The 11,663-nt window shown below is 59.8% G+C and carries 15 protein-coding genes; 9 read left to right on the top strand and 6 right to left on the bottom strand.

Annotation, left to right across the window (positions count from 1 at the left end):
• The 6 genes from N8H74_RS09805 to N8H74_RS09830 all read left to right on the top strand — a co-directional run bounded on the left by N8H74_RS09805 (window position 1) and on the right by N8H74_RS09830 (window position 3,320).
• Window positions 1–627, top strand: coding sequence for a cytochrome o ubiquinol oxidase subunit III (locus N8H74_RS09805; RefSeq protein ID WP_217833973.1), 627 nt, complete (start codon window positions 1–3; stop codon window positions 625–627).
• Complete coding sequence (gene cyoD / locus N8H74_RS09810; RefSeq protein WP_262147216.1) at window positions 628–963, top strand: cytochrome o ubiquinol oxidase subunit IV; 336 nt, start codon at window positions 628–630, stop codon at window positions 961–963.
• A 10-nt stretch (window positions 964–973) separates the two neighbouring features.
• Complete coding sequence (gene cyoE / locus N8H74_RS09815; protein WP_217833971.1) at window positions 974–1,861, top strand: heme o synthase; 888 nt, start codon at window positions 974–976, stop codon at window positions 1,859–1,861.
• A gap of 122 nt (window positions 1,862–1,983) precedes the next feature.
• Window positions 1,984–2,328 (top strand): toxin, encoded by a 345-nt coding sequence (locus N8H74_RS09820; protein WP_262147218.1) that lies wholly within the window; start codon window positions 1,984–1,986, stop codon window positions 2,326–2,328.
• The gene (locus N8H74_RS09825; protein WP_217833969.1) at window positions 2,325–2,639 is read left to right on the top strand and encodes a helix-turn-helix domain-containing protein; all 315 of its coding nucleotides are present in this window, start codon (window positions 2,325–2,327) and stop codon (window positions 2,637–2,639) included. The genes N8H74_RS09820 and N8H74_RS09825 overlap by 4 nt, the downstream gene beginning before the upstream one ends.
• Window positions 2,640–2,828: 189 nt before the next feature.
• Entirely contained in the window at window positions 2,829–3,320 is a 492-nt protein-coding gene (locus N8H74_RS09830) for a RidA family protein (protein WP_217833968.1), read from the top strand.
• Window positions 3,321–3,389: 69 nt separating this feature from the next.
• On the opposite strand, the gene N8H74_RS09835 is transcribed toward N8H74_RS09830, so the two are convergent.
• From N8H74_RS09835 to N8H74_RS09845, 3 genes are all read right to left on the bottom strand, one after another.
• The gene (locus N8H74_RS09835) at window positions 3,390–4,094 is read right to left on the bottom strand and encodes a hypothetical protein (RefSeq protein ID WP_262147220.1); all 705 of its coding nucleotides are present in this window, start codon (window positions 4,092–4,094) and stop codon (window positions 3,390–3,392) included.
• Between the two features lie 121 nt (window positions 4,095–4,215).
• Complete coding sequence (locus N8H74_RS09840) at window positions 4,216–5,736, bottom strand: HAMP domain-containing sensor histidine kinase (RefSeq protein ID WP_217833966.1); 1,521 nt, start codon at window positions 5,734–5,736, stop codon at window positions 4,216–4,218.
• Entirely contained in the window at window positions 5,733–6,449 is a 717-nt protein-coding gene (locus N8H74_RS09845) for a response regulator transcription factor (RefSeq protein ID WP_262147222.1), read from the bottom strand. Before N8H74_RS09845 ends, N8H74_RS09840 begins: the two co-directional genes overlap by 4 nt.
• A 152-nt stretch (window positions 6,450–6,601) precedes the next feature.
• On the opposite strand from N8H74_RS09845, the gene msrB reads away from it, so the two are divergent.
• Genes msrB through msrA form a run of 3 tightly spaced genes read left to right on the top strand, consistent with a single transcriptional unit; the run spans window position 6,602 to window position 9,692 of the window.
• Window positions 6,602–7,120 carry a peptide-methionine (R)-S-oxide reductase MsrB gene (gene msrB / locus N8H74_RS09850; RefSeq protein ID WP_262147224.1) on the top strand — a complete coding sequence of 173 codons (519 nt, stop codon included), beginning with the start codon at window positions 6,602–6,604 and terminating at the stop codon, window positions 7,118–7,120.
• 43 nt (window positions 7,121–7,163) lie between these two features.
• Window positions 7,164–8,972 carry a cytochrome c biogenesis protein DipZ gene (locus N8H74_RS09855; protein ID WP_262147226.1) on the top strand — a complete coding sequence of 603 codons (1,809 nt, stop codon included), beginning with the start codon at window positions 7,164–7,166 and terminating at the stop codon, window positions 8,970–8,972.
• Between the two features lie 15 nt (window positions 8,973–8,987).
• Window positions 8,988–9,692 (top strand): peptide-methionine (S)-S-oxide reductase MsrA, encoded by a 705-nt coding sequence (gene msrA / locus N8H74_RS09860; RefSeq protein ID WP_262147228.1) that lies wholly within the window; start codon window positions 8,988–8,990, stop codon window positions 9,690–9,692.
• Window position 9,693: 1 nt separating this feature from the next.
• On the opposite strand, the gene N8H74_RS09865 is transcribed toward msrA, so the two are convergent.
• The 3 genes from N8H74_RS09865 to N8H74_RS09875 are packed head-to-tail and all read right to left on the bottom strand — an operon-like array spanning window position 9,694 to window position 11,633.
• Complete coding sequence (locus tag N8H74_RS09865) at window positions 9,694–10,209, bottom strand: hypothetical protein (protein ID WP_262147230.1); 516 nt, start codon at window positions 10,207–10,209, stop codon at window positions 9,694–9,696.
• 60 nt (window positions 10,210–10,269) lie between these two features.
• Window positions 10,270–10,674 carry a GNAT family N-acetyltransferase gene (locus N8H74_RS09870; RefSeq protein ID WP_262147232.1) on the bottom strand — a complete coding sequence of 135 codons (405 nt, stop codon included), beginning with the start codon at window positions 10,672–10,674 and terminating at the stop codon, window positions 10,270–10,272.
• A complete protein-coding gene (locus N8H74_RS09875; protein ID WP_262147234.1) occupies window positions 10,671–11,633 on the bottom strand; it encodes a LysR family transcriptional regulator in 963 nt (320 codons plus the stop codon). The genes N8H74_RS09870 and N8H74_RS09875 overlap by 4 nt, the downstream gene beginning before the upstream one ends.
• Window positions 11,634–11,663: the final 30 nt, after the last annotated feature.

The following is an 11,663-nucleotide window of genomic DNA, read 5'->3' on the forward strand; positions in this document are numbered from 1 at the left end:
ATGTCGAATTTAGTGACCAATGCTGGACACGCCCATGGTCATGACCACGGGCACGATGACCATCACCACGACTCGGGCGAGATGACCGTATACGGTTTCTGGCTCTACCTGATGACCGACTGCATTCTGTTTGCGTCGATCTTCGCGGTGTACGCGGTACTGGTAAACAACGTCGCCGGTGGCCCGTCGGGCCACGACATCTTCGAACTGCCTTACGTGCTGGGCGAAACCGCTCTGCTGCTGTTCAGTTCGATCACCTACGGCTTCGCCATGCTGGCGCTGTTCAAGGGTAAAAAGAATCAGGTCCTGGGCTGGCTGGCCATGACCTTCCTGTTCGGCGCCGGCTTTATCGCCATGGAGATCAACGAGTTCCACCTGCTGATCTCCGAAGGCTTCGGCCCTAGCCGTTCTGGCTTCCTGTCCGGGTTCTTCACCCTGGTCGGCACTCACGGTCTGCACGTGACCAGCGGTCTGATCTGGATGGCGATCATGATGTACCAGGTGCAGAAAAACGGCCTGACGGCGACCAACAAGACCCGTCTGAGCTGCCTGAGCCTGTTCTGGCACTTCCTGGACGTGGTGTGGATCTGCGTATTCACCGTTGTTTATCTGATGGGGACTATGTAAATGGCTAACGCTCATTCCCACGACAGCCACGACGCCAACCACGGTAGCGTCAAGTCGTACGCGATCGGCTTCATCCTGTCGGTGATCCTGACCGTCATCCCGTTCGGGCTGGTGATGTACCCGACGCTGCCGAAGTCGATCACCCTGATGATCGTCCTGGCATTCGCCGTGATCCAGGTGCTGGTGCACCTGGTGTACTTCCTGCACCTGGACCGTTCGGCTGCGCAACGTAACAACGTGATTGCGTTCGTCTTCGCCGCGATCGTGATCGTGCTGCTGGTCGGCCTGTCGCTGTGGATCATGTTCAGCATCCACACGTTCATGATGGCGAAGTGAGGTAGACCCGATGTCGCTCAAGCACTTTATCCAAATCACCAAACCGGGGATCATTTTCGGTAACGTGCTTTCTGTGGCAGGCGGGTTCTTCCTGGCCTCGAAAGGGCATGTCGATCTGGCGGTGTTTCTGGCTGCCATGATCGGCACGTCCCTGGTCGTGGCCTCCGGTTGCGTGTTCAACAACTGCATCGACCGTGACATCGACTACAAGATGGAGCGCACCAAGAACCGTGTGCTGGTTCAGGGCCTGATCTCCCTGAAACTGGCGCTGGTCTACGCGACCGTCCTCGGTGTCGCCGGCGTTGCGTTGCTGTACAAGGTGGCCAACCCGTTGGCTGCATTGTTCGCCGTGATCGGCTTCATCATCTACGTCGGCTTCTACAGCCTGTACCTCAAGCGCAAGTCGGTTCACGGCACGCTGGTGGGCAGTCTGTCGGGCGCCATGCCGCCGGTGATCGGTTACGTTGCCGTGACCAACACCTTCGACATGGCCGCGCTGACCCTGCTGGTGATGTTCAGCCTGTGGCAGATGCCGCATTCCTACGCCATCGCGATTTTCCGTTTCAAGGATTACCAGGCTGCATCGATTCCGGTGCTGCCAGTTGAACGCGGGATCGAAGTGGCCAAGAAGCACATCCTGTATTACATCCTGGCATTCGTCGGGGCAACCTTGATGCTGACCATCAGCGGTTACGCTGGCATCAGCTACTTCGCCGTCGCCGCGGCCATGGGCATGTACTGGCTGTACATGGCCTGGACCGGCAACAAGGCAGCGGACGACACGGTCTGGGCACGCAAGCTGTTCGTGTTCTCGATTTTCACCATCACCGCGCTGAGCGTGATGATGTCCGTGGACTTCAAAGTGCCGGGCGACCTGCTGATGACGTACGCGCAGTAAGGTTTACAGCTGTATGAAAAACCCGCCCATCGAGAGATGAGTGGGTTTTTTTTTGACGACTGTTTAACTGAAGCCGAAATTGTTGATGGTGTGTCTATAGGCAAGTTGCCTATAGTTTTTCGATGCGAACTGTATTCTTTGAAACCACATTATTCACCGCGAATGTTGGTCGTTATCTGACCGACGATGAGTATCGTGAGCTGCAGACCCACATGCAGAACAACCCACTGGCAGGCGATGTCATGCCTCGAACCGGAGGCTTTCGTAAACTGCGTTGGGCTGACGTTCGGCGCGGCAAAGGCAGGCGAGGCGGCTTGCGAGTTATCTATTATTGGCTTATGAATGATGGCCAGTTTTGGATGTTTGCCATTTATGACAAAGATGAGCTTGAGAATCTGACTGCCGAGCAAGAGAAGGCGCTCAAAAAAGCCATAGAGAAAGAGTTGAAAATACGAGGTACCCCATGAAAAAACGCGACCTGTTTGCAGAGTTGATGCAGGGCGTTGATGAGATGGCGGCTCAACGCGAAGGCAAAATAACGCTGCGTAATACGACGATCGAGGACAGGCCCGTCCCTGAGGTTGCTGCTCAGGAAATCGTAGCGTTACGGGAGAAGCTCCATATGTCCCAAGCGGTTTTTGCCAGACGCATCAGAACCAGTCCCAGCACGCTGAGAAATTGGGAGCAGGAGAAATCCAAACCCAATGCTCAGGCTGCTTTATTGATTCGGTTGGTAGAAAAGTTTCCCGATATGGTTGAGCGGCTAAGCGCCGTGTAAAAGCTTTTTCATGCACATCCAAAGCCTCGCACTTCAGAAAGATAGCGGGGCTTTTTCAGTTTTTCAGCTGCCGGTTGCGGCAACCCGGCAAAAGCCCTAGATTTGGATCCAACCATATCGGTGATAGCGCCAGGCCACTTTCGCGGCGCTCAACGTATTCTTCAAGCATCGAACAAGAGGCTGGGCGAAATGACTGAGAGGATGACCTGCGACGAACGCTTCATTGCCCTGGCGCAGGAGCTGAACTACGACATCTATGGCGAGAACAGGGCGGGCGGCAATTACGCTCCGCTGATCCGCCATCATGATGAGTTGTACATCAGCGGTATGGTGCCACGCGTCGACGGCAAGATTCTGTATCCCGGCCGGATTGGTCTGGAGCTGGACCTCAAGGACGCCCAGGCCGCTGCCAGTATCAGTGCGATGCGCTGTCTGGCACTGATCGTCGATGCGGTCGGTTCGCTGGACAAGATCCGTGCGCTGTTGCGGGTGACGGTCTACGTCAAGTCGACGCCGGATTTCGTTGATCTGAGTGAAGTCTCCAACGGTGCCTCGGACGTATTCAGCCATGTGCTGGGCGATGCCGGCCGCCACACGCGCACCACCGTCGGGGTCTATCAGTTGCCGAAGAACGCGGCGGTTGAAGTGGACATGATTGCCGCCCTGCACCCATCGGCCTGAACGCCGTTCGCCGGACAACAAAAAGCCCCGCCTGAATTTCAGAGCGGGGCTTTTTCGTCTGCGTCGGGTTTATTGCATCGCGATGCTGTAGCCATCGAACGCGGTCTGCTGTTGCAGGGCGGTGATGATGTTCTTGCGGTTGATCGCGTGTTCGGTGCCTGAGTTGTCGAGGAAGGTTTCGCCTTCGATTTCGGCTTCTTCGCCTTCACCGGTGAAGGTGAAACCGAGGAATTCCAGCGCCTCGCGATCCACGCTCAGGCGCGAACGCGGTGTGCGCAGCGGCAGGGTCACGCTGATGCCGTCCTTGCTGATGCTGAACACTTCGGCATCTTTCTTCGGGCGTGCGGCCTTGCTTTTGCCGCCACTCGGGCTGGTCATCGCCTGGTGGGTCTGGTTCAGCACTTTCAGCGCCAGACCGTAGACGATTTCCTGGAACGCCGGGTCGTCCTTGAAGCTGGACAGAATGCGGCTGATCGGGAACTTGCTGCTCAGGTCTTCAAGGGCGGCGGTGTCGGCGGCTTCGGCGTCCTTCAGGGCTTTGAGCTGACCCATCAGCTCGTAGGCCTGGTCGTCATCGAAGCGGTCGTGGGCCTGACGGATCGCGGTGCGCAGCTCGCGGATCTGCTCGCTTTCACGGGTCGACTGGAAAGCATCCAGCACCATCTCGCTGATGGTTTTGGCTTGAGGAAGGTGTTGTGAAAGATTGATGGAGTTTTCGTATTCCGCTTTGGACGACAGGGTGACTACGGATTCAGCGGTGTTGAAATCGGACATTGAAATTTCACTACTTCTTTAGCTTGAGTTGAGACGAGAAAGCTCGGGGGGGCTTTTTCAGGCCGACTAATTTAGGGGAGCGGGGCGGTGTTGTCACGGTGCAACGGGCCAGTGGCGTCGATTATTTGTCCGCTGGATTCAGGTTCATCGAGCGCACCAGCCCCTGTTCGGCGCTCTGCTGATCCACCGGCAGCGAAAAGCGAAAGGTCGCGCCGCGCCCCGGAACGTCGACCAGCCGGATCTCGCGCCCATGCAGTTGCAGGATCCGGTGCACGATACGCAGCCCCAGTCCGCCGTCACGTCGCGCGCCGCCGATGTTGAACGGGCGCAGGAAAAGACTTTCGCGCAGTTCCGCCGCGATACCCGGCCCGGTGTCACTGACGGTGATTTCGACCCGTTTGCCCTGGGCGGCCAGGTCGAACTGAATTTCGCCATCCTGAGGCGTATGGCGCAAAGCGTTGTCGACCAGATTGGTCAGCACGCGCTCGATCAGCCCGAGGTCGGCCCAGACGCCGGGCAGATTGGCAGAGAAGTTCGCCTTGAGTTCAATCCGTCGTGCCTCGGCGCCGAGCTCGAATTTCTGAAAGATGTCCTGCACCAGATCGGTCAGGGCAAAGCGCTCCAGCACCGGTTGCACGAAGCCATGTTCAAGGCGCACCAGTTCCAGCAGCGATTGCGCCAGCCCGCCCACCTTGCGGCTCTGATCGAGGGCGATGCCCAGGTAGCGACGTCGCTCGGGTGCAGTCAGCGTTGCATCCTTGAGTGACAGGGTTTCCAGATAACCGTGCAGGGAGGCCAGTGGTGTGCGCAAATCGTGGGAAATGTTCGCCACCAGTTCGCGGCGCTCCTGATCCTGGCGGGTCAGCGAGCGCCACTGTTCGCCGAGGCGGTTCTGCATTTGCCGGAAGGCGACGTCGAGCACGGCGATTTCATCCGGGTCGGCGGTGTTATCCACAACGGTCGGTACGACAGGCGACGGTTGTGGAGCACCATCGATATCGAAGCGACTCACGGTTTCGGTCAGGCGCCGCAGCGGTCGGGTAATCAGGTTGAATGCTGTCAGACCAGCAATCAGACACAACAGCGCAACCAGTCCGATCGACATCAGCGCGGTATTGAGCGCCGCGCTGGTGGCGCCGCGCTCGGCAAAGCGGTCATGCGCTTCGCTGAGCAGCACCACATACAGATAGCCGGCGGCCTTGCCGTTGACCTGCAACGGCGCAGCGCTGAATACCTTGCGTCCGTCGACGCTGCGCGGGTCGTCGCCGAGGATCGGCAGCGGCTGATCGTCGAGCAGGCGCCGGACCGGTGCGAGGTCGACCGTCTGCCGACGCAGGCGCCCTTCGGGAGCGGCGTTGCCGACAATCCGGCCCTCGGTGTCGAGCAGGTACACCTCGACACTCGGGTTGACCAGCATCAACTGGCTGAACAGCTCACGCACGGCGCCGGGCATCAGACCGTTGCTGTCCATCAGCACCGTGTCGTGGGCGATGTGCGTCGCCAGATCCCGGGACAGACCTTGCACGACTTCCAGCTCATGCATCTGACTGGAGCGCACCTGCAACCATGCGGAAGTGCCGCAGCAGATCAGCAGCAACACGGCAAACACCAGAGACAGGCGCTGTGTCAGGGTCAGTTTCATGATGGCTCTGTACCTGTGCCGAACTTATACCCCCGCCCCCATACCGTGAGAATGCGCACGGGTTGTGTCGGGTCGGTTTCGATTTTCGCCCGCAGGCGATTGATGTGGGTGTTGACCGTGTGTTCGTAGCCTTCGTGGCTGTAGCCCCACACGGCATTGAGCAGGTCCATTCGCGAGAACACCTTGCCCGGCTGGCGGGCGAAGAAATACAGCAGGTCGAACTCCCGTGGTGTCAGGTCAAGTCGCTGGCCGGCGAGGGCGACGTCGCGGGTGATCGGATCGATGGTCAGGCCATCGATACTCAGGCTGCCGGCATCCATTTTCAGGTTGCGCGCCATGGCGTCGACCCGGCGCAGCAACGCCTTGACCCGGGCCACCAGTTCCAGCATCGAAAACGGTTTGGCGAGGTAGTCGTCGGCCCCCAGTTCGAGGCCAAGGATGCGGTGCAGTTCGCTGGAGCGGGCACTGGTGATGATGATCGGCGTGTAGCGGGCCATGGCGCGGGCACGGCGGCAGATTTCCAGGCCGTCGACGCCCGGCAGCATGAGGTCGAGGATCAGGGCATCCCAGTGACCTTGTTGCAGCAGGCGCATGCCTTCGTCGCCATCGGCGCTGTGCACGACCTCGAATTGCTCGTCCCGCAGGTGCAGGCAAATCAGGTCGGCGATGTGCAGGTCGTCCTCGACCACCAGGACGCGTTTGGTGTGTTCCATGGAGCTGAATCCTTGCGGCGCAATGAGCGCATTGTGCGGGTTTTCCCTCCGGCGAGTTATCACGAATTGTTTAACTTCCCGTGAGGATTTGGCGATCAACCCAAGCCTAGGCTGTGATCCACGACAGGCATCTGGAATTTTTGGAGAAGGCCATGTTTTCACGACGACAGATTCTGGCAGCGGGCGGCGGGCTGGGCGTTGCAGCGCTGGTGAGCGGTGTATTGCCAAAATTTTCCACGGCCACCGCGCTGGTCAGCGAGGCCCATGCCGAAGAGGTATTCGAAGTGACGCACAGCGACAGTGAATGGCGTTCGCTGCTGACCGACGAGCAGTACCGGATCCTTCGCGAGGAGGGCACCGAACGGGCCTACAGCAGCGCGCTGAACAACGAGCATCGGGCCGGTCACTTCGCCTGTGCCGGATGCGACCTGGCGCTGTTTTCGTCCGAGACCAAATTTGACAGCCGCACCGGCTGGCCGAGTTTCTGGGCGCCGCTGGAGCATGCCGTGGCCACGCGCCAGGATCGCTCCTTCGGCATGTCGAGGGAGGAGGTTCACTGTCGCCGCTGCGGCGGACATCTGGGGCATGTCTTCGATGACGGGCCAAAACCCACCGGCCTGCGCTACTGCATGAATGGCCTGGCAATGACGTTCAAGCCGGCAGCGGTGTGAGTCATGGCCCGCTTGCGATCTTCACTTTCTACAGGACGACATTATGTGGCTCTTGGTTCTCGCTTATCTCGGTGGTGTGCTGACGATCGTCAGCCCGTGCATCTTGCCGGTCCTGCCCTTTGTCTTCGCTCGCACCGGGCAGCCGTTTATCAAGAGTGGCTTGCCGCTGCTGGCGGGGATGGCGCTGGCCTTCGCGCTCGTCGCCTCGTTGGCGGCGGTGGGCGGCGGTTGGGTGGTGCAAGTCAATCAGTACGGTCGCTGGCTCGCGTTGCTGTTCGTAGCGCTGTTCGGGCTGACACTGCTGCTGCCGCGTCTGGCCGAGCGCCTGACCCGGCCTCTGGTCTCGGCCGGCAGTCGTCTGTCGGAAGCCGCCGGTCAAGACAATCGTCCGCGTCCCGGCGCTTCGTTTCTGATCGGCGTCGCCACGGGGCTGCTCTGGGCTCCCTGCGCCGGCCCCATTCTGGGGCTGATTCTGACCGGTGCCGCGCTGCAAGGGGCAAGCATCGCCACCACTTTGTTGCTGCTGGCCTACGCCGCCGGTGCCGCGACATCGCTCGCCGCCGCGCTGCTGCTGGGCGGTAAAGTCTTCGCCCTGATGAAGCGCTCGATCGGCACGGGGGAGTGGATTCGGCGCGGGTTGGGTGCGGCCATGCTGGCCGGTGTCGCGGCAATTGCGCTGGGCCTCGATACCGGGATTCTGGCCCGGGTCTCGACGGCCTCGACCGGCGGTCTGGAACAGGCATTGGTGGGCAAGCTGTCCGGAAAATCACCCCAGGCCAACGGCACGATGATGGCGCAGATTCCTGCGGCGGGTGATGCAGCGAACGGCAGCATGATGGCTGCGGGTGGCGCGATGAAAATGGCGGCCAAAGCGCCGGCCTCGCTGCCGGTCGAGGGCCAGTTGCCGCCGCTCGCGGGGGCGGTGCAATGGCTCAACTCGCCACCGCTGGATGCGCAGGCACTCAAGGGCAAGGTCGTGCTGGTGGATTTCTGGACCTACTCCTGCATCAACTGCCTGCGCACCTTGCCCTACGTCAAGGCCTGGGCGGAGAAGTACCGCGATCAGGGGCTGGTGGTGATCGGTGTGCATGCACCGGAGTTCGCCTTCGAACGGGATGTGGGCAACGTCACCAAAGCCATGAAAGAGCTGGGGATCAACTACCCGGTGGCCATCGACAACGACTACCGGATCTGGCGCGCCTTCAACAACGAATACTGGCCGGCGCATTACTTTGCCGACGCCCAGGGGCGCATTCGTTACCACCATTTTGGCGAAGGAGAATACGCCGAATCGGAACGGGTCATTCAGCAATTGTTGCGCGAAGCCGGTGCGAAAACGGTGGCCGACGGCTTGATCAATGCCGATGCCCAGGGCGTGCAACTCGCACCGGACATGAATCAGGTGCAATCGCCGGAAACCTATGTCGGCTACCAGCGCGCGGAACATTTCATACCGGAAACCAGCCTGGTGCCTGACAAGGTTGCGGCCTACAACCCGCCGTCCGATCTCGCACTGAATGACTGGAGCCTAGGTGGGCAGTGGTCGGTGGGCGCCGAACACGCCACCGCCAGCGCGCCGGCCAGTCGCATCGTTTATCGCTTTCATGCCCGTGATCTGCACTTGGTATTGGGACCTGGCGCGGACGGTAAACCGGTGCGCTTCAAGGTGCTGATCGACGGCCAAGCGCCAGGCGATGCCCACGGTGTCGATGTCGCCCCCGATGGCAGTGGCCGGGTGACGGAACAACGCTTGTATCAATTGGTGCGGCAAACCGCCGAGGTGAAGGATCGAACCTTCAGCATCGAATTTCTGGACCCGGGCGTGTCGGCTTACGCCTTTACCTTCGGCTGATCAGGAGTACCCAGCATGAAAACTCGAAATATCTGGCGACGTGTCCTGTTGGGCGTCGCGACCGTTGGCGTGATCGGGCAGTGCTCGGCGTTTTCCTTCGGTGCCGGGGACGGCGTCGTTATTCCGCCACCCACCCTCGATGAAAACACCCAGGCGCACAGCGAAACGGCGGTATTTGCCGGAGGTTGCTTCTGGGGTGTGCAGGGTGTTTTCCAGCACGTCAAAGGGGTGCAGAACGCTGTCTCGGGCTACGCCGGTGGTGCGGCCAATACGGCGGACTACGAGCAGGTCAGCGAAGGCGATACGGGGCATGCCGAGTCGGTGCAGGTTACTTTTGACCCGACGCAGGTGAGCTACGGCAGCCTGCTGCAGATCTACTTCTCGGTGGCTCACAACCCGACCGAACTCAACCGTCAGGGGCCGGACAGCGGCACGCAGTATCGTTCGGCGCTATTCCCGGTCAATGCCGATCAGCAACGTGTGGCACAGGCCTACATTGCGCAACTGGACGCCACGCATGTCTTCGGCAAACCGATTGTCACGCGGCTGGAGACCTACAACGGTTTCTACCCGGCGGAGGACTATCACCAGGACTTCCTCACCGAACACCCGAGTTATCCGTACATCGTGATCAACGATTTGCCGAAAGTGGCGCAGTTGAAGCAGTTGTTTGCCCAGCGCTATCAGGAAAAACCTGCGTTGGTGAAGAATGGGTCGTGATTTATTGCGCACTTACTCGTGAGGGCTGAGTCAGAAGGGTACGCAGTAGCCGGTAATGCTTCAGCGAGCGAGCGCCGATCAACCCGCAGACAAAGCCCGATGCGGCAGTCTTGAACAGCAGTGTATCCGGGGCAGAGGCCTGTTCCGGATGCACGGCATCCTGATAACCGAAGTAATAGTTCACCGCGAAAAACAGCAGGTACAACACAAGCATTTTCCAGGTGCCGGGCACGACCAGACCGTTTTGCGAATCGTCGAGCACCACTCCTTGAGGCGAAAACAACAGCCATGCCGAGCCACCGCCCAGCAACATCGTGCCGAACCAATAACTCAGTGAAAGGGCTGGATTGAACGTCAGGTCCATTGAAAGCAGCGACCACGCAATCAATGCAGGGGGCGTCACCAGCATCGCGAGCCGGCTCTCATGGCTGGACGTGCGTGCCTTGAGGCCAAAGTAGACAAGAAGCAGAAAAATTGCATAAACCCAGAGCGGGGTGTTTTGCAAAATGGCGAGCATCGCGCAGCATCCGTGCTGAAAAGGAAGCTGGATCATAGCCGTTGTCAGGGTGATCGGCGGTTATTTCAATCTGGGGCGTTCCATCGCAATCACCGATGTTTCAAAACCCAAGCTGGCGAAGAAGGCTTCCGCACCTTCACGTCCGGCGCGCAGCACCCAGGTAATACCGGGGTTGTCGCCCATGACATGCTCAACCAATGCGCGGCCAACGCCTTTTCGCCGGTGCTGGCCGTGAACCACGACCATAGACAAATACCCGTTGGATAAACCGTCGGTAATGCCGCGGGCGAAACCGATGATTTGCTCGCCATTCAGGGCGACGGCGGTTCGTTGAGAGTTGTGGACCAACTGCGAAAAGTATTCGGCAGATCCGATTCGGTGCGCCCAGCCGTGTTGCCCGAGAAAGATCCTCACCGATTCCACTTCGCAGGGCAGAACGTCGCGTATGGTCAGATTGCTGTTCATGGTTGATCAAGTCCTTGAAGGCTGTTTTTGAGCGTAGCTGATGCCTCACGGCAATCAGCTTTTCCCCATGTCTGCACGGCGAACTCAACGAACCGACGCAGTTTCGGCAACCGATAGCGATCCGGTGCGTAAAGCAGATGCATCGGGCGGCTGGGTGGCTGGAAGTCGGGGATTACCTTTACCAGATGGCCTTCGCGCAGATCCTGCTCCACCAGCGCATCGGGCAACATCACGATGCCCATGCCGGTACGTGCCGCCTGATGGAGGCCGGCGGAGCTGTTGATCAGCATCGGCCCGCTGACGTCGACCATGATTTCGCCGTCCGGGCCACTGAGGCGCCACTGCTTTTCCACCGATTGCCAGTCATCGCCGGCGGGGTAGGCGAATGACAGGCAGTCATGCTGTTGCAGGTCCTGCGGCGTATGCGGCATACCGCGCCGGGCGACGTAGGCGGGAGAGGCGCAGACGGTCAGGGTGTAATCGATCAGGGGCCGGGCAATCAGATTGGATTGCTCGAAATTGCCCAGACGGAACGCCACGTCGAGGCCACTTTCCAGCAGATCCGGCCGGCGATTGGTCAGCGCCACATCAAGCTTGAGTTGTGGGCATTGCAGGGAAAATTCACTGAGCGCCGGCGCCAGGCGCTCGACGCCAAAGGTCAGCGGCGCGGTGATGCGCAGGACGCCGCGCGGTTCATCGAGAGCCTGTTCGGCGAGACGTTCGGAGTCGGCCACCAGACCCAGCACTTCGAGGCAACGCTGGTAGTAAACCGAACCGAACTCGGTCAAGCGCTGCCGGCGGGTGGTGCGTTGCAGCAGTTGTACACCGAGTCGTTGCTCCAGCGCCCGCAGGTGGTTGCCGACCATGGTCGTGGACATTTCGCATTGCAGGGCGGCGGCGGTCATGCTGCCGGTTTCCACGACTTTGACGTAGACGCCCATCGACTGAAACAAGTCCATTATCAAGCTCTGCTTTTAAATGATTGAAGT

Origin of the sequence: Pseudomonas sp. B2M1-30 (genome assembly GCF_025447575.1) — a bacterium.
Taxonomy (GTDB): Bacteria; Pseudomonadota; Gammaproteobacteria; order Pseudomonadales; family Pseudomonadaceae; genus Aquipseudomonas; species Aquipseudomonas botevensis.